Source organism: Mycolicibacter arupensis (assembly GCF_002086515.1).
Lineage (GTDB): Bacteria > Actinomycetota > Actinomycetes > Mycobacteriales > Mycobacteriaceae > Mycobacterium > Mycobacterium arupense.
This window is the reverse complement of record NZ_MVHH01000001.1, coordinates 84,484-107,447: the sequence shown is the minus strand read 5'-3', so window position 1 is coordinate 107,447 and position 22,964 is coordinate 84,484. Positions and strand designations below refer to the sequence as shown.

Sequence of the window (22,964 nt, the reverse complement as noted above, 5' to 3'; positions counted from 1 at the left end):
CGCCCCTCGTGGCAGGGGCTAGCTGGAGGCGGTTGCGTCGCCTCGATGAGACGCTGACCGCCCAGCCCAGTTACGCACTCGTCGGCGTGCTTCGCATGCCGCACGGGCAGTACAGTCCGGGCCGCACCGTCTACCGGCGCAGCCTCATCGCACTGGCGGCGCTGGTGGTTTCCGCGTTGTTCGTCTATGTCGACCGCGACGGCTACCAGGATGTCCAGGGCGATCGCCTGACCTTCCTGGACTGCCTTTATTACTCGGCGGTGACTTTGTCGACCACGGGGTACGGCGACATCACGCCCGTCACCGAGTTCGCCCGCATGATCAATGTCCTGGTCATCACCCCGCTGCGGATCGCCTTCTTGATCTTGCTGGTCGGAACGACAGTCGAGGCGTTCACCGAGACGTCCCAGCAGGCATACCGCATTCAGCGTTGGAGGAAAAGAGTGCGCGACCACACCATCGTCATCGGCTACGGCACCAAAGGGAAGACCGCCATCGCGGCCATGCTCGGCGACGACGCGACCACCCCGAGTGACATCGTTGTGGTGGACAACGACCGGGCAGTACTCGATCGAGCCAAGAGCGCTGGGCTGGTGACGGTGGACGGCGATGCGACAAGGTCGGATGTGTTGCGGCTGGCCAGCGCTCAGCGTGCCAAGGCGATTGTGGTGGCCACCGGAGCCGACGCCACGGCGACGCTGGTGACGTTGACGGCCCGCGAGATCGCCCCCAATGCCACCATCGTGGCGTCCATCCGGGAAGCCGAGAACCAGCACCTGCTGGAGCAATCCGGCGCCGACTCGGTGGTGGTGTCCTCCGAGACCGCGGGGCGCCTGCTCGGCATCGCCACCACCACGCCCAGCGTGGTCGAGATCATCGAGGATCTGCTCACCCCCGACGCCGGGTACGCCATCGCCGAGCGGGAGGTGGAGCACAAGGAGGTCGGCGCATCGGCCAAGCACCTCAACGAGATCGTGCTCGCCGTGGTTCGCGGTGGGCGGCTGCTGCGGTTGGACGCGCCCGAGGTGGATGCGATCGAGGCCGGCGACCGGCTGCTGTATGTGCGCACGGTGAGCAACCAGTGACCCGCGGCGGGCAGCGCTGATGGGGAATTTCCAGTTACGCCAGGTTCCCCTGTTGTCTCGGGTCGGGGCCGACCGTGCAGATCAGTTGCGTACGGACACCGACGCGGCCGCCGCCGGGTGGTCGACTGCCGCGCTGATGCGGGTCGATCCCCGCAATCAGGTACTGGTTGCCGACGGCAAGGTGCTGCTGCAGGAGGCCGCCGAACTGGGCGCCACCCCGCCACCGGACGCGGTCTTTCTCGGCCGCATCGCCGACGGGCGCCATGTCTGGGCGGTCCGCGGCGCGCTGCAGGCACCATCGGGCGCCGACGTCTCCGTACTGGACTTTCGTGCCACCGGCGACCTCTTCGACGATGTCAGCGCTCAACTGGTGTCGTCGGCCATCGCATTGCTGAATTGGCATGACGCCGCGAGGTTTTCGGCTGTCGATGGCACACCGACCAAGCCGGTGCGCGGTGGGTGGGCCCGGGTCAATCCGGTCACCGGCGCCGAAGAGTTCCCCCGGATCGACCCGGCGGTGATCTGCCTGGTGCACGACGGCGCCGACCGCGTGGTACTGGCCCGACAGCACAATTGGCCGCTTCGGATGTTCTCTCTGCTGGCCGGGTTCGTCGAGGCCGGCGAGTCGTTCGAGGCGTGCGTGGTACGCGAGGTCCACGAAGAGGTCGGGTTGGCGGTACGCGACGTGACGTACCTGGGCAGTCAGCCCTGGCCGTTCCCGCGCTCCCTCATGGTGGGATTCCACGCCATCGCCGATCCCGGCCAGACGTTCGTCTTCAGTGACGGCGAGATCACCGAGGCGGCCTGGTTCACCCGTGATGAGGTGCGGGCTGCGTTGTCGGCCGGGGCGTGGAACAGCGGTGATTCGACGGCGAAACTGCTGCTGCCCGGGTCCATCTCGATCGCCAGGACCATCATCGAGTCCTGGGCCGAGTCCAGCTGACGGGCGGCCGAGCTATCCGCTGAGTTGCTCCAGCTTCGCCTTGACTTCGCGCCCGGTCGGGTTGGTCAGGGTTGAGCCGTCGGGGAAGCGCAGGGTCGGCACCGTGCGGTTGCCACCGTTGGCCGAGCTGACGAACTCCGCCGCGGTCGGGTCCTGCTCGATGTCGATCTCCTCGAAGGGGATCTCAAGCTTCTTCAACGCCGCCTTGAGCTGTCGGCAGTAGCCACACCATTGAGTCGTGTACATGACGAGCTGGTCCATAACTGCCCAAACCTAATAGGTCGCCCGATGATTCCCGAATCGGAGTCGGGGGTCGTCGGGGGCGCCTGCCAAGATGGACGCCATGGATGCGCTCATCGCCGGTCTGGACGAAGAGCAGCGCGCTGCGGTGCTGGCCCCGCGCGGTCCGGTGTGCGTACTCGCCGGCGCCGGCACGGGCAAGACCCGCACCATCACCCATCGGATCGCCCAGCTGGTGGCCGGCGGGCACGTCGCACCCGGACAGGTCCTGGCCGTCACGTTCACGCAGCGCGCCGCGGGGGAGATGCGGTCGCGACTGCGGGCACTGGGCGCAGCGGCCGGTGCCGGAGCGGCCGCCGGGGTCGGCGGAGTACAGGCGTTGACGTTCCACGCCGCGGCCCGCCGGCAACTGCGCTACTTCTGGCCGCGGGTGGTCGGTGACACCGGGTGGGAGCTGCTGGATCGCAAGTTCGGAGTGGTCGCCCGCGCCGCCGGTCATGTCGGCCTGCGGTTGAGCAACGACGATGTTCGCGACGTCGCCGGCGAGATCGAGTGGGCCAAGGCTTCCCTGATCGGGCCGGAGCAGTATCCCGAGGCGGTGGCCGCCGCCGGCCGCGACACCCCGCTGGAGGCTGCGAAGCTGGCCGACGTCTACGCAGGCTACGAAGCACTCAAGGCCCGCGGCGAAGTGGCGATGCTCGACTTCGATGATCTGCTGCTGCACACCGCGGCCGCGATCGAGAACGACGCCGCGGTGGCTGCCGAATTCCGGGATCGCTACCGCTGCTTCGTGGTCGACGAATACCAGGACGTGACTCCGCTACAGCAGCGGGTGTTGACGGCCTGGCTCGGCCAGCGCGATGACCTGACCGTGGTCGGCGACGCCAATCAGACCATCTATTCGTTCACCGGTGCCTCGCCGCGGTACCTGCTGGACTTCACGCGTCGATTCCCCGACGCGGCGCTGGTCCGCCTGGAGCGTGACTACCGGTCCACTCCCGAGGTGGTGTCGCTGGCCAACCGGGTGATCGCCGCCGCGCGGGGGCGGGTCGCCGGCAGCAAACTCAAGCTGATCGGCCAACGTGAATCCGGTCCGGCGCCGATCTTTCGGGAGCATCCCGACGAGGTGGCCGAGGCCACGGCCGTCGCCAAGTCCATCGCCCGGTTGATCCACGACGGCACCCCGGCGGCCGAGATCGCCGTGCTGTACCGGATCAACGCCCAATCGGAGGTCTATGAGGAGGCGCTCACCGAGGCCGGCATCGCCTACCAGGTCCGCGGCGGCGAGGGGTTCTTCACCCGCCAAGAGATCCGACAGGCGCTGGTTGCCCTGCAGCGGGCCTCCGAACGCGGAGCCGACGGTCCACTGCCGGAAACCGTGCGCGGTGTTCTCGAACCACTGGGCCTGACCACCGAACCGCCCACCGGGGCCAAGGCGCGCGAGCGCTGGGAGGCCCTGGGTGCCCTGGCCGAGCTTGTCGACGATGAGGTCGCCCAACGCCCCGAGCTCGACCTGCCGGCGCTGCTGGTGGAACTGCGGATGCGCGCCGATTCCCGGCACCCTCCGACCGTGCAGGGTGTCACCCTGGCCTCCCTGCACGCCGCCAAGGGGCTGGAGTGGGATGCCGTGTTCCTGGTGGGACTGGCAGACGGCACGCTGCCCATCTCGCACGCCCTGGCGCACGGTGCGGACAGCGAGGCCGTCGAAGAGGAACGGCGACTGCTCTATGTGGGTGTCACCCGGGCCCGGATCCACCTGACACTGAGCTGGGCGCTCGCCCGCGCTCCGGGCGGGCGGGCCGGGCGTAAACCGTCGCGCTTCCTCAGCGGCATCGCACCACAGGCCGATGCCAGCACCACGCCCGCCAAGCGCCGCGCCCGCGGCGCACCGAAATACTGCCGCATCTGCACCAAGGCGCTGAACACCCCTGCGGCGATCATGCTCAACCGATGTGAGACCTGCGCGGCCGAGGTGGACACCGAGTTGCTGGTGGCCCTCAAGGACTGGCGGCTGCGGACGGCCACCGAACTGAAGGTGCCCGCCTACATCGTCTTTTCCGACAACACATTGACCGCGATCGCCGAAATGCTGCCCGGCGATGAGGCGGCTCTGGTGGCCATCCCGGGCATCGGCGCACGCAAGCTGGAGCAGTTCGGCCCCGATGTGCTGGAGCTGGTCCGCAACCGGAGTTGACCGCTGCCGGAATTAATTCGGTTGTGGGCTCGCGGGGCCAGCGGCTACCCTCGGATGCCATGACCACGATCAGCGCCCTGTGGGTACGCGCGGCCGGCGCGCGCCATGCCGCCGCTGCGCAGGCGGCGGTGCGTCACGCAGCCGTCGCCGTATCCGCGTCCGTGCATCGAGGTTCGCCTTAGGGCTCCTTGCCCCAGCCACATCGATGGCCACGGACCTACCAGGATCCGTGGCCATTTCTCTTTCCTCGGCAGCCCGCCGTCCGGCCCGGATCGCACCACCACGAACCGACCGGAAAGCAGGTACATCATGTCGAGAACACTGAAGTTGCCGTGTCACAGCGATCCCGACCTGTGGTTCGCCGAGAACCCCGCCGACTTGGAGCGGGCCAAGGCGCGCTGCGCGCACTGCCCGATCCGTCAGCAGTGCCTGTCAGCGGCCTTGCAGCGCAGCGAGCCGTGGGGAGTGTGGGGCGGCGAGATCCTCGATCGCGGCAGCGTCATCGGTGCCAAACGGTCGCGGGGCCGCCCACGTAAGCAACCCCTCGCCGCCTGAGTGAGTCCCTAGGCGGGATCGGCCGAGAGTTCGGGGTCGGCGAAGCCCGGCACCAGTTCTTCGGAGATTCGCCGGATCGGAACGTGGGCGTCGAGCTGGCACATGATCGCGGTGGTGGAACCGAGCACCCGCATGGGCATCGCCAGCTTGGGCGGCAGATCCAGCTGGCGGGCGGTCTTGAGCTGCTCGACCGGCCGTTCCAACTGCTTGCCTGCGATCCGCATCAGCCATTTGCGGGTGTAGTGGAACACCTCGACCTCGACCGGTTCGACATGCTGGCGCAGCATCTCGTCGATCTCGCGCACGGAGACGGTCTGCCCCTTCTGGATGAAACCGCCGCGGCGCATGGTCGCGATGACGTTGTCGTAGTCCTTGTCCCGGGCGTAGCGCACGGCCGCACCCAGTTCGGGCGGGAAACCGCCGGGCATCGGCGCCACCGCACCGAAGTCGATGATGCCCATCCGGCCGTCGGGCAGCAGCATGAAGTTTCCGGGGTGAGTGTCGCCGTGGATCAGCTCCAGGCGGCGCGCCGCGTCCCAGGTGAATTCGGCCAGTCGGGTGCCGATCAGGTCGCGCTGCTCGACGGTGCCGTTGCGGATGATCTCGCCCATGCCGACGCCGTCGATCCACTCCTGGATCACCGTCTTGGGGGCGCTGGCCACCACGTTCGGGATGAGGAAGTGCGGGTGGCCGGCGTAGGCCTTGGCGAAGATGCGCTGGTTGTCGGCTTCGAGCCGGTAGTCCAGCTCCATCTCGGTGCGTTCGATCAATTCATCGACGACGCCCTTGACATCCACTCCGGGTGCCAGCTGCTTGAAGACGCCGGTCAACCGGCGAATGGTCTTCAGGTCCGCGCGCAGCGCCTCGTCGGCGCCGGGGTACTGGATCTTCACGGCCACCGGGCGGCCGTCAGCCCACACGGCCTTGTGCACCTGTCCGATGCTGGCCGAGGCGATCGGGGTGTCGTCGAACTCGGCGAAGCGCTCTCGCCACTTGGTGCCCAGCTGCGCGTCGAGCACGCGGTGCACCTTGTCCGCGGGCAGCGGAGGCGCGTCCTTCTGCAGCTTGGTCAGCGCTTCCCGGTAGGGCTCGCCGAACTGCTCGGGGATGGCCGCTTCCATCACCGACAGCGCTTGGCCCACCTTCATGGCGCCGCCTTTGAGCTCACCCAGGACGGTGAACAACTGGTCGGCGGCCTTCTCCATGAGCTCGGCGGTGACGTCGTCCTTGGACTTGCCGGTCAGCCGCTTGCCTAGCCCGAGTGCCGCCCGGCCGGCGAAGCCGACGGGCAGGCTGGCCAGTTTCGCATTGCGCGCCGCGCTACCGCGTTTGATCTCTGACACGTGTCCATCATCCCCCATGGCGTTGTGGTCCGGGTCACCGCGTTGACAATTTCTCGGCGGAGCAGACGGACCTAGCAGCCGCACAATGGGTGGCGAACCCATCGCCGGGTGACGATTGATCCGGTGGACAGTTCCACTTCCAGGGTGGCGTTCAGGGTCGCGGGGGCGCGCACGTCCCGCTCGGCGGCCGCCCCGCGCACCGCGGTGATCACCTGTTCGATCTGGCTGAGTGCCAGCGCAACCGTGGCCAGGATCGTGGCCCGGTCGGCGTGGGTGACGGTGTGGCGCAGCTGGGCGGCCACCGCCGGCCACGCCGAGTCCCTGTCACGCCGGTGCAGGTCCGCGCACCCCAGGCAGCTGGTGACTCCGGGCAGAACCAGCGGGCCGATGACTCCGGTTCCATCACGCACTCGCACCGGCAGGTGCGGGACCCGCTCAGCGTGCAGTTCGCGCACCAGCCGCGGATCGGTGACCAGATAGTCCGACAGCACCACGAGATCGGTCCCGGCGTGGCGAACTGCCGCATGCGGGTGACTGCTGCGCCGGACCACGGCGCTCGAGCAGCGCAGCGACTCGACCAGTAGGTCCGACAGCGGCCCGCGGCCGTGCACTCGCAGCGACACCGTGCGGCACTGGCGCCCCGGGGCGTGATTGCGGACGGCGACGCGTGCCGCCACCAGGGCTGCCAGCAGATTGTCCAGCTCGGCGGTGTCGACCGGGCCGTGCCGGGCGGCTTCGCCGCGCAGCGCGGTGACGGTGGTCGGGATCTGCATCGACCGCAAGACGGCGGCGAGCGTGGTCGGGGTCAGGCCGCGCGGCGGCTGCACCAGCACGGCCCGGCGCGGGTCCCAGCCCACCTGGACGACCCCGTCGGGGCGCACCAGCACCGGCAGTGCCGGGTCCAGGGTGTAGGAATCGGTCGCCACGGCTTGACCCTGGCATGGCCGGCGCCGCCGTCCCTGCCGTTATCCACAGCCGTGTGGGTTGGTCAGGTCTCGTCGGTGTTGCCGGCCTCGCGCTGGAACTCCGCGATCGCCTGGTCGATGGCCGAGTCCAGGTCGCTGGATCCACCAAGGATCCGGTCGATGAACGCGGCCGGCTCGTCGAGATCAGCGGGGCCGGGCAGCAGATCGGGGTGCTGCCACACCTTGTCGCGGGCGTCGGCACCGACCGCCTCGGTGAGTCGTTCCCAGAGCACCGCGGCCTCGCGCAGCTTGCGGGGGCGCAGTTCCAGGCCGACCAGAGTCGCGAAGGTCTGCTCGGCCGGGCCTCCGGTGGCACGGCGGCGGCGCAGCATTTCCGAGAGCGCGGCGGTGCCGGGGATCCGTTCGCCCAGTGCCGCGTTGACCACGGTCTGTACCCACCCCTCGATGAGGGCCAGCAGGGTCTCCAACCGCTCCAGGGCGGCGAGTTGCTCCGGGGTGGATTTGGGTTCGAACACGCCCTGGTTGAGCAGTTCGTTCATGGCAGAGGGATCGGCCATCGCCGCCGGGTCGAAGCCCTGAGCCAGTTCTTCGATGCCCCGGATGTCGATCTTCATGCCGCGGGCGTAGGCCTCGACAGCACTCAGCAGCTGATGGGACAGCCACGGCACGTGGCTGAACAGCCGGTGGTGGGCGGCTTCGCGGGCGGCCAGGAAGGTGACGATCGCACTGCGCGGCTGGTCCAGGCCGCCGGCCAACTCCTCGATGGCACCGGGCATCAGCACGGCGACCCCGCTCGGTCCCAGCGGAAGCCCGATATCGGTGGAGGTCAGCACCTCACCGGACATCCGGCCCAGCGCCTGGCCCAACTGCGAACCGAACGCCAGCCCGCCCATCTGCGACATCACCGACAGCAGCGGGCCGGCCATGGCCTTGGCCTCTTCGGGCAGCGCCGTGGCCCACACCGATGACACCTGCTCGGCCATCGGGTCGCACAACCGCTGCCACGTGCTCATGGTGTGCTCCACCCAGTCCACGGGGGTCCAGGCCGCCGCACTGGTGGTGCCGGCCGGCAGCGAGGTCGCACCGTCCAGCCAGGTCTCGGCCAGGTGCACCGCGTCGGTGACGGCGGTCGCGGTGGACGCGGAAACGGGCGTGACCGTGCCGATCGACTTGGTCGCCACCTGTCGGGCCAGGTCGTAGTTCACCGGTCCTGCGGGGCTGCCGTCGGCCGACATCCGTCCGGCGCCGCTGAACATCTGCCCGAGCTGGGTGAAGACCTGGCCCAGATCGGCCATGTTGAAGCCGGCGCCCATGCCGAACGGATCGGTGGGGCCAGAGCTTCGTTCGCGGTCGGGGTCATCCCCGGAAGAGAAACCGAAGGGCAGATCAGCCATAGATATAACCGTACCCACCGGCAACGTCCTGCGGAACGACACGCGCCCACAGCGGTCGGGCCGTCACCGCCTAGGGGGAGGCCGTTTACCATACGCGGGGTGAACAGGCGGATTCTGACGCTGTTGGCGGCACTGCTGCCGGTGGTCGCGTTCGGCGTACTACTGACGGCCGTGACCGTGCCCTTCGTGTCGCTGGGTCCGGGGCCGACGTTCGACACCCTCGGCCAGATCGACGGCAAGCAGGTGGTCGACATCGAGGGGACCACCACGCACCCCACCACCGGTCACCTGAACATGACCACGGTGGCTCAGCGTGACGGCCTGACGCTGGGGGAGGCGCTGGCCCTGTGGCTGTCCGGGCGCGAGCAGCTCATGCCCCGTGACCTGGTCTATCCGCCCGGGAAGTCCCGTCAGGAAGTCGACGACAACAACGACGCGGAGTTCCGGGCGTCGGAGAGTAGCGCCGAGTACGCCGCGCTGGGCTACCTGCGCTATCCGTCAGCGGTCACCCTTGCCGATGTTCAGGACCCGGGGCCGTCGGCGGGCGCACTGCAGCGCGGCGACGCGGTGGACGCCGTCAACGGCGAACCGGTCTACACGGTGCAGCAGTTCACCGCCCGGTTGGCAGACACCAAGCCGGGCCAGACGGTGGTCCTGGACTACCGGCGCAAGAACGCCGCGCCCGGTACCGCCCGGATTACGCTCGGAGAGAACAAGGACCGACCCAATGGATTCCTGGGCGTGTCCGTCCTGGATGCCCCGTGGGCGCCGTTCACGGTCGAGTTCAACCTGGCCAACATCGGCGGGCCGTCGGCGGGCCTGATGTTCTCCCTGGCCGTCGTCGACAAGCTGACGACGGGCACCCTGGCCGGACAGAATTTCGTCGCCGGAACCGGTGTGATCAAGGCCAATGGTCAGGTCGACTCGATCGGTGGCATCACGCACAAGATGGTGGCGGCCCGCGAGGCCGGGGCGACGGTCTTCCTGGTGCCCGCGGACAACTGTTATGAGGCCCGCTCCGATGACAAGGGGCTGCAGCTGGTCAAGGTCGACAGCCTGGCCCAGGCGGTCGGGGCGCTGCGCACGATCGCCGATGGGGGTCAGCCGCCCTCTTGCTGAGCCAGGAGTTGGCTACAGTGGGGCCGTCAGGGTCAGCCGAGCTAGGGAGCGTGTCACGTGGGGATGCGGCCCACCGCGAGAATGCCGAAATTAACCGCCCGTAGCCGGATCATGGTCGGCAGTGCGTTCGTCGTGATCGCCCTGCTGTTGGTGGGGCCGCGGCTGATCGACGGTTATGTCGACTGGTTGTGGTTTGGCGAGTTGGGCTACCGCTCGGTGTTCGTCACGACCTTGCTGACCCGTCTGATCACGTTCGTCGCGGTGTCGCTGGTGGTGGGCGGCATCGTGTTCGTGGCCATGGCCATGGCCTTTCGGGCCCGGCCGGTCTTTGTCCCCACGAACGGGGTCAACGACCCGGTGGCGCGGTATCGCACCACGGTGCTGTCGCGACTGCGGCTGGTGGGATTCGGTATCCCCGCCGGGATCGGTGTGCTGTCGGGAATCGTGGCCCAGAGCTACTGGGTGCGCATCCAGTTGTTCCTGCGCGGCGGCGACTTCGGGATCACCGATCCGCAGTTCGGCAAGGACCTCGGTTTTTATGCCTTCGATCTGCCGTTCTACCGCCTGGTGGTCGGGCTGTTGCTGGCCACGTTGCTGCTGGCCACCATCGCCAACATCACGACGCACTACATCTTCGGCGGCATCCGGTTGTCGGGTCGCGCCGGCGCGCTGAGTCGTCCGGCACGCATCCAGATGGTCAGCCTGATCGGCACCCTGGTGCTGCTCAAGGCCGCCGCCTACTGGCTGGACCGTTATGAGCTGCTCAGCCACACCCGCACCGGCAAGCCCTTCACCGGCGCCGGCTACACCGATATCAACGCGGTGCTGCCGGCCAAGATGATCCTGCTGGCGATCGCGCTGATCTGCGCGGTCGCGGTGTTCTCGGCGATCGTGCTGCGCGACTTGCAGATTCCGGCGATCGGTCTGGTGCTGCTGCTGCTGTCGTCGGTCGTGGTCGGCGCGGGATGGCCCCTGATCGTCGAACAGTTCAGCGTCAAGCCCAACGCCGCGCAGAAGGAGAGCGAGTACATCTCGCGCTCCATCGCGGCCACCCGGCAGGCCTACGGCCTGACCGAGGACGTCGTCACCTATCGGGACTATCGCGGCGATGCGCGCGCCACGGCCGCGCAGATCGGCGCGGATGCGGCCACCACCTCCAACATCCGGCTGCTGGACCCGACGATTGTCAGTCCGGCGTTCACTCAGTTCCAGCAGGGCAAGAACTTCTACTACTTCCCCGACCAGCTCACCATCGACCGCTATCGCGACGACGACGGCCAGCTGCGCGACTATGTGGTGGCCGCCCGTGAGCTCAACCCCGATCGGCTGATCGACAACCAGCGTGACTGGATCAACCGGCACACGGTGTTCACCCACGGCAACGGGTTCATCGCCTCGCCGGCCAACACCGTGCGCGGCATCGCCAACGACCCCAACCAGAACGGCGGCTACCCGGAGTTCCTGGCCAGCGTGGTGGGCGCCAACGGCGGCGTGGTCTCACCCGGCCCCGCTCGCCTGGACCAGCCGCGGGTCTACTACGGGCCGGTGATCGCCGACACCGTCGCCGATTACGCGATCGTGGGGCGCAACGGCGCTGACCGCGAGTACGACTACGAGACCAACACCGAGACCAAGAACTACACCTACACCGGCAAGGGCGGTGTGGATGTAGGAAACTGGCTGGCCCGCAGCGTCTTCGCCGCGAAGTTCGCCGAGCGCAACTTCTTGTTCTCCAACGTGATCGGTGCCGACAGCAAGATCTTGTTCAACCGCGACCCGGCCGGCCGGGTGCAGGCGGTGGCCCCGTGGTTGACCACCGACTCCACGGTCTATCCGGCGATCGTCAACAAGCGCCTGGTGTGGATCATCGACGGCTACACCACCTTGGACAACTACCCCTACTCGGAGTTGACGTCCCTGTCGTCGGCGACCATGGATTCCAAGGACGTGGAGTTCAACCGGTTGCTGCCGGATCGGCGGGTGTCCTACATCCGTAACTCGGTCAAGGCCACCGTCGATGCCTACGACGGCACCGTGAGTCTGTACGCCCAGGATGAGCAGGACCCGGTGCTGCGGGCGTGGATGAAGGTGTTCCCCGGCACGGTCAAGCCGAAGTCGGAGATCTCACCGGAACTGGCCGAACATCTGCGCTACCCCGAGGACCTGTTCAAGGTGCAGCGGATGTTGCTGGCCAAGTACCACGTCAACGACCCGGTGACGTTCTTCTCCACGTCGGATTTCTGGGATGTGCCGCTCGATCCCAATCCGTCGGCCAGCAGCTTCCAGCCGCCGTACTACATCGTCGCGAAAAACCTTGCCAAGGGCGACAATTCGGCGTCCTACCAGCTGACCAGCGCGATGAACCGGTTCAAGCGTGACTACCTGGCCGCCTACATCAGCGCCAGCTCGGACCCCGACACCTACGGCAAGATCACGGTGCTCACCATTCCCGGGCAGGTCAACGGACCCAAGCTGGCCAACAACGCGATCACGACCGACACCACGGTCAGCCAGGATCTCGGTGTGATCGGACGGGACAACCAGAACCGCATCCGGTGGGGCAATCTGTTGACCCTGCCGATCGCCCAAGGTGGCCTGCTGTATGTCGAGCCCGTCTATGCCTCCCCGGGGGCCAGTGACGCCGCGTCGTCGTATCCCCGCCTGATCCGGGTGGCGATGATGTACAACGACAAGATCGGCTACGGGCCGACGGTGTCTGACGCACTCACCGGTCTGTTCGGGCCTGGCGCGGGCGCGGCGGCCACCGACATCGCTCCCACCGACACCGGGGCGGCGTCGCAAGGGGCGCCGCCGTCGCCCACCCCACCCGTCGCGGCGGTGCCGACGCCTCCGGCTGCCGAAGCCGCGTTGTCGCCGGCGAAGGCCACAGCGCTGCGAGAAGTTGAATCGGCGCTGAGCGCGGTCCGAGACACCCAGCATCGCGGTGACTTCGCCGCCTATGGTGCTGCGCTGCAACGCCTTGACGACGCGATAGCGAAGTTCAACAGCGCCAAGTAGGACTCACCTGGCCGCGGTCGGGCTGTGCTCGGCCGCGGTGCCCAGGGCCGCGCGGGCCCGGGCGTTCCAGTGGTGCCGGGGTGCCAGCGGTGAGAGCTGACTCACCCGGACGAATTGGCGCAGTGACCAGCGATCGACGGCGCTGACGCTGACTCCGGTGAGCTCGCGGGCCGCAGGATGTTGCAGTGCACGGATGGCGGGGTGGGGGACCGTGCGCATCCACCAATCGGTGGGGGCGAAGATCTGTTCGCGAAACGGCTCGAAATGCGGGCCGGCCACCAGGTGGGTGCGGCAGTAGCCCTCGAAGTAGTCCAGGAATTCCGGCCAGGTGGCGGGCATTGGCCGAGTGGAGATGCCGTAGCGGCGATACCACGCGCAGCACTCTTGGTAGAGCTGCTCGTGCTCGTCGGCATCGAGCGGGCGGATGAACGTGTTGACCATGAACACGAGGGATTCGACGTACGTGGCGTGCTGGAAGTGGAAGAGCTCGGGAGCCAGGGCGTGGTACTTGCTTCCCGCAGCGTCCACACCCTTGACGTGCTCGTGGGCGAAGCGCATTTGGGGCCGCATGTCGTCGTCGCTGTAGGCGTAGTTGACGGCGGCGGTCACGGTGCGTTTCTTGTGCAGCCAGATGCGGTTTCGCATGAGCGCGTGCTCGGTGATGCCCGCGGCGATGCTGGGGTGCAGCATCAGCAGGCAGACCGCCCTGGGCAAGACGAACAGGAAGCGGCGGTCGGCCAGGAATTGCCACAGCAGGCTGTCGGCACCCAGGCCGTCATCAGGGCGGGGCATGTTCAGCTCCGCGGGGTGTGCCGGCGCACGCGCTGGGCAAGGTCGACCATGGGCACACTGTAATCGAAGGCGTTGCGGCTCAAGGCAGTTGTGAACGCTGCGGGCACCGCTGCGAGAGGTCGGATCGGGGCCGCACGCAGGCGATTTGGTGCCCTGGCCGCTATTGGGTAACCTTGTCATTACCGACGCGGGGTGGAGCAGCTCGGTAGCTCGCTGGGCTCATAACCCAGAGGTCGCAGGTTCGAATCCTGTCCCCGCTACTAGCGAGACGGCCCCCGGAGATTTCTCCGGGGGCCGTTTTCATTGGGTTTGAGAACACTGGTCTTGCGGTGTGCTCACGAGCTGGATTGTGCGCGAGACTGGAACCCGCACCTTAAGGCCGATCGACGTGAGAGTTCCGTTGCCTGCAAGAACCTCGGAGTGGAGAAGACCGCTCGGCATCTCCATTGTCCTGGACGGGGAGGCTCCGGTGCGCCTGGAGGGCACGTACGACAATCCGGTGCAATTGACTCGGCTTTACTTCGTAAGGCCAAGTGGATGAGAGAATGTCTGCCGTGACGAACGCCGCTGATTTCGAGCCGGGTGGTCTTGACCATTCCGAGGAGATCGAGACCGAGAACGTGCTGGACGTCGACCCGGATCAGGAGGTCGTCAATACCCGCTACGAGATCACGTCATACGGAGCTGACTACCCCGTCGACGGGTTGATCAAGCGCTTGGAGCAAGGCGACATTGTCATCCCTTCATTTGATCCGACATTCGAAGCCAGCACGGATGTCAAGGGGTTCCAACGCAAGTTCGTCTGGACTCGCCCTCAGATGGACAAGTTCGTTGAATCCCTGCTACTTGGACTACCTGTTCCGGGAGTGTTCCTCGTACGCGATCGAGACAACAAATTGCTGGTTCTCGACGGCCAGCAACGTCTCAAGACTTTACAGGCGTTCTACCGTGGAATCCATAACTCGCGGGAGTACAAGCTCACAAACGTGCAAGAATCTTTCCGAGATAGAGGATATAACGAACTTGACGACGAGGACCGTCGCCGACTGGATGACAGTATCATCCACGCTACGGTTCTACGACAGGAACATCCGGCAGGCAGTCAAGATGCTGTTTACTCAATTTTTGAGCGACTTAACACTGGCGGCAGCCCGCTCCAGCCGCAAGAAATTAGGGTTGCGCTTTATAGCGGTCCATTCCTCCAAGCGCTAAGCGAGACAAACCAAGACGCCCACTGGCGGGCTTTGTACGGTCCTGCCTCGCCTCGGCTCAAAGATCACGAACTGATTCTGCGTGTTCTCGCGCTCTATGAGACGGCTGAAACATACGAACGGCCGCTCAAGACTTTCTTGAACCACTATCTAGCCGAAAATCAGGATCGCGCCGACACAGACGACATTTGCGGCCTCTTTGCCTCAGCGGCCAACCTGATCGACGCCGCGATAGGGAAGGCGGCTTTCCGGCCCGTCCGCCCACTCAACGCAGCGGTGCTTGACTCGATAATGGTCGGCGTTATGCATCGGCTAGCGGCGGCGCCAGTGACTGACCTCACTGCCATGAAGGACGCGTACGACAAGCTGATCGCCAATCCGGAGTTTACGACAGCTACGGTCAGCTCCACTGCGGCGGAAGATTCAGTGCGAAACCGCCTCAACCTTGCGATAGCCGCGTTTCAGAATGTGCCGTAGATGGTTCGGGCCAGTGGGCGTAGTGAAGTCAAGCGCCGGCGGGATCGTCTTTATGCGGTCGTAGGTCAGATCGATGGAAAGCAATTGTCTCCTGAGCTTCTGGCGCACTTCGCTAGGTATTTGGCCGTCCTAATCTCCGGCTACATAGAGCAGTCGGTGAAGGAGCTGATCCGCGAGTATTCCCGAAGGCAAGGTGACTCGAGGGTGCAGCGACTCGTCGGTAAGCACGTTGAGCGCTTCCGCAATATCGACAACGACAAGCTTAAGCAGATGCTCGATGCTTTGGATCCGGCCTGGTGGCCGATGCTCGAAGCTGCGCACGCTGACGACCTTGAGGCACTGGGAAGTATCGCAACTCTTCGCAACAACATTTCCCACGGCGGAGACTCGGGCGTGTCTTTGATCGTAGTGAAAGGCTACTTGGAGCGCATCGAAAATGTAGTCAGGTGGCTAGTAGCGCTCCTCGATCCTCCACCGACGTAGCCCAAGTCCTGCATTCACGACTGCCCCGATACTCGTAAGTCGACAGATCCGTTCGCGGGCTTCGTCGTAAGGGGTCCGAGGTTTATTGCGTGGTCCGGGCCGGATCGGGTCGAAGCTGGCTGCCGGCGGTGACAGTCTCGGCGTCCCCCAGCTGGCCTGCCCAGGTCCGGATGCGGCCACATTCTCAGCTCGCAGCAGTGCTGGGATGCGCTTCTGTTGACGCGGGGGAGATTCAAACGACATGACCGGTCAACCTCAGAGTAATCATCTTGCATTAGTCAACCGATGTGTCGGACTGAACCGTGCCAGGGCTACCGATGCGGTGCCGCAAGGCACTGGAGGATCCCCTGACCCCTCTAGCCCCACGGATCTTTCTTTCAGGGCTCTACTCGGCTCCCTAACCCCAGACCCCGCCATACAGAAGAGGCTGCCGCAGCTTTCGCTGCGACAGCCTCTTGAAGTCTGTGTGTTCGGTCAGATGACCGAAACGCCAACAGCCTGCGGACCCTTCGCGCCCTGTTCGACCTCGAACTGGACCCGAGCGTTCTCCTCCAGGGTGCGGAATCCGCTGCCGCTGATCTCGGAGTAGTGGACGAAGACGTCAGCCGCTCCGCCGTCGGGGGCGATGAAGCCGAAGCCCTTTTCGCCGTTGAACCATTTCACAGTGCCCTGTGCCATTTACTTCACTTCTTTCATTTTTCAAGCCCATCAAGCGATGATGTGCGTCACTGACGCTAGCACGCCATACCGGAGCTTTCCTGTGAAATGCACACGAGTCGGGCTGCGGCGCGGCTGACGGCACGTTTGCCGGGTCATCCGGCCCACACGTCCTCGACGTAGCGGTCGGCTTCCACCAGGGCGATCAGCCAGTCGTGGGCCTGCTGCGCATCGCTGCCGGTGCGGGCGCGGTAGATGTCGATAAAGGCTTGGCGCACCGCCGGAGCCATCTTCGCGCCGTCGCCGCACACGAAGACGTGGGTCTGTTTCGCGGGATCGCCCAGCAGCTCCCAGACGTCGTCGGCGTCGGCGGCGATCCGGTCCTGCACGTAGCGGACACCGCCCTGGGGCGCGCGGGAGAAGGCCGGGCGCATCCGGACGATCCCCTCGGCTTCGGCCGCCTCGAACTGGTCGCGGAAGATGTAGTCCGCGTCGGGATTTCGGACGCCGAAGAAACACAACGCTGGTGAATACGGCGCGCCCTCCTGTTTGGCCGCCAGCCGGTCGCCCAGGAACCCGCGAAACGGAGCAACCCCGGTCCCGGCACTCACCAGGATCACATTCTTTGCGGGGTCGGCGCCGGCACGGAAAGCCTGGCGGGCCGGATCGACGCGCGCCCGAATCTGCGTGCCGGCGGCCATGGCGGCCAAGTGGTTGGACGCCACGCCCTGAAACAGGCCGTGGCCCGAGCGTGCCGGCGCGTCGAGCACGCTGACCACCAGCGCCACCAGCCCGGGTGCCAAGCGCGACGACGACGCTATGGAGTAATGGCGAGGTGTCATCGGTTCGAGCAGTTCGAGCAGCTCCGCGCCGGTCAGCGCGCATGCCGGGCACTCCATCAGGCATTCGAACAGGCTGAGCGGGCAGGGTTCGGCCGCTGCCGCCAACTGTTCCAGGCGTTCGCGTTCGGGCGGGCACGGGTTGGACGCGGCCAGACGGCGCAACTGGCTGGGTGTGACCGGTTTGCGTAGTTCGACGAAGTGGGTGAGCAGCTCGCGGGCGCTCACCTCCCGGTCCAGGGCGATCAACCGCCGGGACGCGCGCCGCGGGTTGATGGCCAGTCGCCGGTCACCGTCGATGCTCAGCAGCTCCAGCACGGTGGCCACCAGTTCGGGCGGATTGTCGGCCAGCACCGTCAGGTGATCACCGGTCTGATACTCGACCCCCTCGGGCAGGGCGATGCGGACAAAGCGTTTCGCTCCGCCCAGGGCGGCGTCGTCGCCGACCAGGGCGGTGTTCTCCAGGACGGTCATCGGCGTCACCGCGAACCGGGCATCGATTGCCGCGGTGACGGGGCCCAGGATGGGGCGCATGTCGTAGAGCGGCTCGTCGGTGTCGGTGATCGGCGCCGCGTCGGGATCGCCGAAGTGGGCCGAAAGCGCTTCGCGCAGTGCGGTGGAGAACTCCTCGACGGTTCCGTTGAGATCCCCGGAGGTGTCGGCCGCGGTCAGGGGGAGCAGGGGATCGGCGCCCAGTTCGCTCAGGCGCGCGTCGATGTGTCTGGGCACCGCCTGGTAGGTGTCGGCCCAGTTGCGGTCCCCGACACCGAGCACCGCAAAGCGCGGGGTGCCGTCCAGCGTGGCGTCGGCGCTGAGCAGCCAGGCCAGGAACTCTCGCGCGTCATCGGTCGGTTGCCCGTTGTAGGACGAGGCGACGATCACGACCGCGTCGGTCGCGGGCAGGGCCCCGGCGAAGTCGTCGAGCGCAGCCACGGTGGTGGTGCAACCGAAGTCGGTGGCCTCCTCGGCGAGCTGTTTGACCAAAGCGCGGCAGGTGCCGAGGTTCGAGCCGTGCAGCACGGCCAGCGTGGTGCCCGCCTTGACCGGGGTGAGTGTGCCCGCGGTGCTTTGCGGCGCAGCGGCGGCCTGCGGGGATACGGCGCTGCGCCGATCCTCGGGTGTGCGCCGCACGAGGCCTAGCTGAAACCCGACGGGGCGCCGACTGCGTTCTGAGTCGAAGTGCAGAACATAGTGTTGTGAGTCGATCAGGCGATACCGGTGGACCAGCCGCGCGATCGTCATGGTGGCCTCGTGCAGGGCGAACTGGCGTCCGATGCAGGAACGTTCCCCGGTGCCGAAGGGTTTGAACACCGCGGCCGGCCGGGCCGCTGATCGAGCAGGGGCGAACCTGTCTGGATCGAACAGTTCGACGTTGTCGCCCCACTCGGGCCGGCGGTGCAGCGCACCGGTCAGGACGCTGACCGCCTCGCCTTTCTTGATCGGGTATTCGCCGCCGATCACGGTGTCATCCAGTGCCATTCGGTCAAAGCTGAGCACCGGTGGACACAGGCGCAGCGTCTCGTTGATCACCTGCCGCAGGTATTCGAGCTTTCCGATGTCGTCATAGGTCGGCACGTAGTCGTCCTCGCTGCCGAAGACGGCGTCGACTTCGGCTGTGACGCGCGAGAGCACCGCGGGGTGGTGCACCAGGTTGTAGAGCGCGGTGGGCATCAGCTCCGAGGTGGTCAGCTGGCCGGCGATCAGAAACGTCATGATCTGGTTGCGAATGTTCTCGTCGCTCAACAGCGGATCGCCGTCGCCGTCGCGGCCGAGCATCACGTAGAGCAGGTCATCGAGTTCGGGGCTGGCCGTTGCTCGGTGCCCGGCGACCAGCTCATCGAAACTGCGATGCAGGTAGGCCAGCTCCCGATCGAATTCGGCGCTGCCCTCGGACGTGCCGAGTTCGCCCAGGGCGGCGGTGAAGCTTCGCGGGACCGGAGCCAGGCCGTCATGGGTGAAGGAGTCGAATCGGGCGCCGAACCCGGCCAGCGCGACGGTGTCCATCGCGAGCTTCTGCAGGTCGGTGGAGGCGTCGACGGTTCGATCCCCGGCGCACGCATCCCAGCGGGCCACCAGTTGGTCGCCGATATCGAGCATCGCGCCGTGATAGTTGCGCAGCCCGGCGTAGCTGAAGCCGGGCATCAGGACATCGTGTGCCCGCTGCCACGCCGGTTCACCGTGGTAGGCGGTGAACAGTCCGTCGCCGGCCAGCCGGCGTACCCGGGCCAGCGGCTGCATCGGGTTCTTGGCGAATCGGGTCTCGTCGCACAACTCCTCGACCAGCTCCCGCGAGCAGGCGTAAAGCTTGCGCACCCCGCTGTAGTCGGCGTAGAACAGCGGGCCGTGGCGCTCGCCGAGGATGTCGACCGGCAGTGCATAGGGCCGACCAGTCAGCTCAGAGGCTGCAGGCAGTGGCCCCTCGGCGGACGGAACGTTGTCCAGGTCCGGGGGCTGGGAGGCGGTGAAATCGGCCATATCGGGCAGCATAAGCTGCCACTGGATTCTGTTCCGGCACAATGCCGATCAACGCCCGGCGCGTAGTTTTCTCCCCGGTCACTGCTGCGTCGGGCGATCGGCAAAGGAAACCACCTCGCCGCGGTTGATCGACACCCAGTCGCGGGCCTGCAGATAGGGTCGGAAGGTCTCGACTATGCGCTGTTCGTCGGCAGGGGTCTTGGGCCGCTGCAGCTCGTAGAGGTGCGGAAACTCCGTCCACGCCACCACGGCCTCCCACAGCCGCACCGCGGCGTCGCCGCTGGGCGGATCGATGAGCACCGGCCCGAACAGGCACTGTCCGTCGGGAAAAAACAGTGTGGGAACCCCATAGCCGCCGGCAGCGACCACCCGGTGATGATCGGCCAGCACCTCGTCGCTGGTGGTGGGGTCGGCGATCGCCTGATCGACCAGACCCGGATCGAATCCGAGTTCCTCAAGCAGGTGCCGGGCGACCGCCTTTTCGTGCGGCTTATGGCCCTCTTCGTGCAGTGCGCGCCCGGCACGCCGGTACCACGCGTCGAGGTCGGCCATCGACTGGCGCCGCAGCAGCGCGCCGATCCGCATCATCGACCAGCCATAGGACCATTCGCGCTCCCACGGGTGTTTCTTGCCCTCTTGGCGGTTGATCTCCTCCAGGCTGAAGAAACGCCAATTCACGGTCAGGCCGGTCTGGTCTCGGACCTCCCGGATCCACCGTGACGTCTGATAGGCGTAGGGGCACATGACGTCGAAGTGAAAATCGACCGAATCCAGGCGACTGGTCACATCGTGAACCTCAGGTTGCGGGCGGTGCGGTCACCGAGTTCGTTGTCGCCCTTCCAGGTGACGGCGCCGGAATCGATCTGGGCCTGTGGGTCGATGCGCCCGCACGCCAGCTGAATGAAGGTGGTGGAATCGGTGGTCAGTGTGACATCCGGATCGGCCAGGTGGTCAACGGCTTTCGCTCGTCCATTCACGGCGACGTGTAATTGGCGAGTGAGCGGACCGGTCAGATCGAAGGTGATGCTCTTTCCTTCGGGCAGGCCCACCTTCTTGCCGACGATGTAGCCCAGCGAGCCTGCGACTTCGGCCAGCGCGATCTCGGCCGCCAGCCCGGTGTCCTCGGTGGCGCGGCCCAACGGGGTGCTGATGTCGCGTTCGTGCACCCAGAAATCGAAGACCCGGATCTCCAGGAAACGTCCATAGGTGCTGGGACCGACCGGAGTCCACGACGGGCGAGCGAGATCTGCTTCGGTCAGGGCGGCCAGGTCGTTGCGCCTGCGGTCATAGATCGCGTGCACCAGCTGGCCGTAGCCGGCCGTGTCGGTGGCGGCGTCGCGCAGAAAGTCTGCGGCCGCATCGAACGGCGGGGGAGTCTGGCCATCGTCGGGCAGCCACCCGGCCATCACGGCCTCGATGCTGGTGACGTGGTTGACCACGTCGCGGACGGTCCACTCCGGGCACAGCGATGCAGCGCCCCACTCGGCGTCGTCCAAGTCGGCGCAGAGGGCTTCGATCGCGGCGTAGCAGGACTGCAGGGCGGTGGTGATCCTGTCCACGCTGGGTACATTCACTGCGGTCTACTCCTTGCTACGAGCACCCCAGAAGGTGCTTATCTCACGAGCATCCGACAGGCGGCCGCCGATATCAAGGAAATGACGAAGCGGCCCCTCAGAGCACCCACGGTGCGATCAACGTCATGGCCCCCAGCACCACAAATCCGATGAGGAAGGCCACGACGGTAAAGCCCATCACCTGGCGCACGTGCAGCTTGGCGATCGCCAGCAGGGGCAGCAGCCAGAACGGCTGGATCATGTTCGCCACGCCTTCCCCGACGGCCACAGCCATGGAGATCAGCCCCAGGTACCCGGGTGAGCTCTGGCCGATCGCGAGCGCGGAGTCGACGGCGATCGGACCCTGCACCGCCCAGTGCCCGCCACCCGACGGCACGAACAGGCTGATGATCACCGAGCCGGCGAACGTCAGGAACGGCAGGGTGTACTGCGTCGCGCCGTTCACCAGGGTTTGGGCCAGCAACGTCTGCAGCGGCCTGGAGCCGTCGGCGCCCTGGTAGGCCAGCAGTCCCACAAGGCCGCCGTAGAGCGGATATTGCAACAGCAGCGAACCGGAGACCTTGGCGGCGCCGGTGAATGCCCGGATGAAGCGGATCGGTGTGCGGTGCAACAGCGCACTGGTGATGGTGAACAGCATGATCATCGAGGAGATGTTCAGGGCGAAGCCACTGGCCACGAAATACGTGATGCCCGCGGCGAACAGCAGCACATTGAGGATCCACTGATTCTCCAGCCACTCGGCGAGCGTGTGGTTGGCCGGTGGCTCGACGGCCCTCTCATCGTCGAACACCGCGGGGTCGGGGGCCAGTGTGTCGCAGGGCTCCATCCGCCAGATCGTCAGGGCGAGGACCGCCAGCACGACGATCGCCGCGAGCCAGCTGTAGGGCGCGAAGATGGTCTGGCTCAGCGGCACGGTGATTCCGGCGATCTTGTGGATCACGTTGATGGGGCTGCCCGCGTCGGTGTTCGCCAGTGCGATCGATGACGAAAGTCCTTGTGTCCAGACGATGAAACCCATGAATGCCGCGGCGATCAGATAGCCGAAGTGCGAGTCCGGGAATCGTCGCGCCACCTGACGGGCAAGCAATGCCCCGGCCACCAGTCCCAGACCCCAGTTCAGCAGGGCCAGGGCGGCGCTCACGCCGAAGCAGAGCAAGGCCGCCTGGACCTGGTTGCGCGGCTTGGCCGCGACACCGTTGATGGCCCGCTTCAGTGCCGGTGCTTCGGCCAGGGTGTAGCCCGTCACCAGGATCAGGACCATCTGGAAGGCGAACGTGAAGATGTTCTGGTTGCCCCACACCCCGCCGTACCAGGCCTGGAGCATGCCGCTAGCCGAGGCTCCGCGGACGAGCACCGCGACCAGCCCGGCGACGATCAGCGTGAGGATCAGCGCGAACAGGTACGGATCGGGCATCAGGCGCTCGACATAGCGGACACACAGGCCGGTGAACGACTGCAGCAGACCCCGACGCCTGGTGCGTGGTTCGGTCATTGGCGCCAACCCCTCATCCGGATCGCTCAGCGGTGCATTGTGCGATGTCACGATAGATGCCGCACCCGCCCAGATCCGGTTTTGCGCGCGGGTGTGCTGAAGAAGTCGGGGACTACGTCGAGCCCGGTCCAGTCGCTACAGTTGGCC

18 protein-coding genes and 1 tRNA gene are annotated in these 22,964 nt (G+C 66.4%); 9 read left to right on the top strand and 10 right to left on the bottom strand.

Annotation, left to right across the window (positions count from 1 at the left end):
• Nucleotides 1-8: 8 nt before the first annotated feature.
• Both BST15_RS00490 and nudC read left to right on the top strand, forming a co-directional pair.
• On the top strand, nucleotides 9-1,085 hold the full coding sequence (locus BST15_RS00490; RefSeq protein ID WP_046188443.1) for a potassium channel family protein: 1,077 nt from the start codon (nucleotides 9-11) through the stop codon (nucleotides 1,083-1,085).
• Nucleotides 1,086-1,104: 19 nt separating this feature from the next.
• Nucleotides 1,105-2,028 (top strand): NAD(+) diphosphatase, encoded by a 924-nt coding sequence (nudC, locus tag BST15_RS00485; RefSeq protein ID WP_046188444.1) that lies wholly within the window; start codon nucleotides 1,105-1,107, stop codon nucleotides 2,026-2,028.
• Between the two features lie 12 nt (nucleotides 2,029-2,040).
• Here nudC and BST15_RS00480 read toward each other — a convergent pair whose 3' ends face one another.
• Nucleotides 2,041-2,289, bottom strand: coding sequence for a mycoredoxin (locus BST15_RS00480; RefSeq protein WP_046188445.1), 249 nt, complete (start codon nucleotides 2,287-2,289; stop codon nucleotides 2,041-2,043).
• 73 nt (nucleotides 2,290-2,362) lie between these two features.
• On the opposite strand from BST15_RS00480, the gene BST15_RS00475 reads away from it, so the two are divergent.
• Together BST15_RS00475 and BST15_RS00470 are read left to right on the top strand one after the other, a co-directional pair.
• Nucleotides 2,363-4,462: an ATP-dependent DNA helicase UvrD2 gene (locus tag BST15_RS00475; RefSeq protein WP_046188446.1), complete on the top strand. Its 2,100-nt coding sequence runs from the start codon at nucleotides 2,363-2,365 to the stop codon at nucleotides 4,460-4,462.
• Nucleotides 4,463-4,771: 309 nt separating this feature from the next.
• Nucleotides 4,772-5,017: a WhiB family transcriptional regulator gene (locus BST15_RS00470; protein WP_046188447.1), complete on the top strand. Its 246-nt coding sequence runs from the start codon at nucleotides 4,772-4,774 to the stop codon at nucleotides 5,015-5,017.
• 8 nt (nucleotides 5,018-5,025) lie between these two features.
• On the opposite strand, the gene BST15_RS00465 is transcribed toward BST15_RS00470, so the two are convergent.
• From BST15_RS00465 to BST15_RS00455, 3 genes are all read right to left on the bottom strand, one after another.
• Nucleotides 5,026-6,378, bottom strand: coding sequence for a macrolide-binding ATPase MABP-1 (locus BST15_RS00465; RefSeq protein ID WP_046188448.1), 1,353 nt, complete (start codon nucleotides 6,376-6,378; stop codon nucleotides 5,026-5,028).
• 53 nt (nucleotides 6,379-6,431) lie between these two features.
• Entirely contained in the window at nucleotides 6,432-7,286 is an 855-nt protein-coding gene (locus BST15_RS00460; RefSeq protein ID WP_046188449.1) for a TOMM precursor leader peptide-binding protein, read from the bottom strand.
• A 62-nt stretch (nucleotides 7,287-7,348) separates the two neighbouring features.
• Nucleotides 7,349-8,680, bottom strand: a complete 1,332-nt coding sequence (locus BST15_RS00455; RefSeq protein WP_046188450.1) for a zinc-dependent metalloprotease — start codon at nucleotides 8,678-8,680, stop codon at nucleotides 7,349-7,351.
• 99 nt (nucleotides 8,681-8,779) lie between these two features.
• Here BST15_RS00455 and BST15_RS00450 point away from each other — a divergent pair, with 99 nt between their 5' ends.
• Together BST15_RS00450 and BST15_RS00445 are read left to right on the top strand one after the other, a co-directional pair.
• Entirely contained in the window at nucleotides 8,780-9,799 is a 1,020-nt protein-coding gene (locus BST15_RS00450; RefSeq protein ID WP_046188451.1) for a YlbL family protein, read from the top strand.
• Nucleotides 9,800-9,856: 57 nt separating this feature from the next.
• Complete coding sequence (locus BST15_RS00445; RefSeq protein WP_046188452.1) at nucleotides 9,857-12,817, top strand: UPF0182 family protein; 2,961 nt, start codon at nucleotides 9,857-9,859, stop codon at nucleotides 12,815-12,817.
• A gap of 3 nt (nucleotides 12,818-12,820) precedes the next feature.
• Here the strand turns inward: BST15_RS00445 and BST15_RS00440 are convergent, their stop codons facing one another.
• Nucleotides 12,821-13,609 carry an oxygenase MpaB family protein gene (locus BST15_RS00440; RefSeq protein WP_046188453.1) on the bottom strand — a complete coding sequence of 263 codons (789 nt, stop codon included), beginning with the start codon at nucleotides 13,607-13,609 and terminating at the stop codon, nucleotides 12,821-12,823.
• Nucleotides 13,610-13,795: 186 nt separating this feature from the next.
• Here BST15_RS00440 and BST15_RS00435 point away from each other — a divergent pair.
• From BST15_RS00435 to BST15_RS00425, 3 genes are all read left to right on the top strand, one after another.
• Nucleotides 13,796-13,869 (top strand) — tRNA-Met (locus BST15_RS00435).
• 294 nt (nucleotides 13,870-14,163) lie between these two features.
• Entirely contained in the window at nucleotides 14,164-15,297 is a 1,134-nt protein-coding gene (locus BST15_RS00430; protein ID WP_157861717.1) for a DUF262 domain-containing protein, read from the top strand.
• Entirely contained in the window at nucleotides 15,298-15,780 is a 483-nt protein-coding gene (locus tag BST15_RS00425) for a HEPN domain-containing protein (RefSeq protein ID WP_131701174.1), read from the top strand.
• A 474-nt stretch (nucleotides 15,781-16,254) separates the two neighbouring features.
• On the opposite strand, the gene BST15_RS00420 is transcribed toward BST15_RS00425, so the two are convergent.
• The 5 genes from BST15_RS00420 to BST15_RS00400 all read right to left on the bottom strand — a co-directional run bounded on the left by BST15_RS00420 (nucleotide 16,255) and on the right by BST15_RS00400 (nucleotide 22,817).
• Nucleotides 16,255-16,458, bottom strand: a complete 204-nt coding sequence (locus BST15_RS00420; RefSeq protein WP_046188455.1) for a cold-shock protein — start codon at nucleotides 16,456-16,458, stop codon at nucleotides 16,255-16,257.
• A 134-nt stretch (nucleotides 16,459-16,592) separates the two neighbouring features.
• Nucleotides 16,593-19,751, bottom strand: coding sequence for a bifunctional cytochrome P450/NADPH--P450 reductase (locus tag BST15_RS00415; RefSeq protein WP_046188493.1), 3,159 nt, complete (start codon nucleotides 19,749-19,751; stop codon nucleotides 16,593-16,595).
• 78 nt (nucleotides 19,752-19,829) lie between these two features.
• A complete protein-coding gene (locus BST15_RS00410; protein ID WP_234708213.1) occupies nucleotides 19,830-20,525 on the bottom strand; it encodes a mycothiol-dependent nitroreductase Rv2466c family protein in 696 nt (231 codons plus the stop codon).
• 8 nt (nucleotides 20,526-20,533) lie between these two features.
• Nucleotides 20,534-21,325, bottom strand: coding sequence for a maleylpyruvate isomerase family mycothiol-dependent enzyme (locus tag BST15_RS00405; protein WP_046188457.1), 792 nt, complete (start codon nucleotides 21,323-21,325; stop codon nucleotides 20,534-20,536).
• 97 nt (nucleotides 21,326-21,422) lie between these two features.
• Complete coding sequence (locus BST15_RS00400) at nucleotides 21,423-22,817, bottom strand: TIGR00366 family protein (protein WP_046188458.1); 1,395 nt, start codon at nucleotides 22,815-22,817, stop codon at nucleotides 21,423-21,425.
• Nucleotides 22,818-22,964 lie beyond the last annotated feature (147 nt).

Coding starts and splice junctions, on each gene's coding strand:
- BST15_RS00440 (WP_046188453.1), bottom strand. CDS start 13,609: ATGCCCCGCCCTGATGACGGCCTGGGTGCCGACAGCCTGCTGTGGCAA.
- BST15_RS00425 (WP_131701174.1), top strand. CDS start 15,298: ATGGTTCGGGCCAGTGGGCGTAGTGAAGTCAAGCGCCGGCGGGATCGT.
- BST15_RS00455 (WP_046188450.1), bottom strand. CDS start 8,680: ATGGCTGATCTGCCCTTCGGTTTCTCTTCCGGGGATGACCCCGACCGC.
- BST15_RS00475 (WP_046188446.1), top strand. CDS start 2,363: ATGGACGCCATGGATGCGCTCATCGCCGGTCTGGACGAAGAGCAGCGC.
- BST15_RS00480 (WP_046188445.1), bottom strand. CDS start 2,289: ATGGACCAGCTCGTCATGTACACGACTCAATGGTGTGGCTACTGCCGA.
- BST15_RS00415 (WP_046188493.1), bottom strand. CDS start 19,751: ATGGCCGATTTCACCGCCTCCCAGCCCCCGGACCTGGACAACGTTCCG.
- BST15_RS00400 (WP_046188458.1), bottom strand. CDS start 22,817: ATGACCGAACCACGCACCAGGCGTCGGGGTCTGCTGCAGTCGTTCACC.
- BST15_RS00470 (WP_046188447.1), top strand. CDS start 4,772: ATGTCGAGAACACTGAAGTTGCCGTGTCACAGCGATCCCGACCTGTGG.
- nudC (WP_046188444.1), top strand. CDS start 1,105: ATGGGGAATTTCCAGTTACGCCAGGTTCCCCTGTTGTCTCGGGTCGGG.
- BST15_RS00420 (WP_046188455.1), bottom strand. CDS start 16,458: ATGGCACAGGGCACTGTGAAATGGTTCAACGGCGAAAAGGGCTTCGGC.
- BST15_RS00465 (WP_046188448.1), bottom strand. CDS start 6,378: ATGGGGGATGATGGACACGTGTCAGAGATCAAACGCGGTAGCGCGGCG.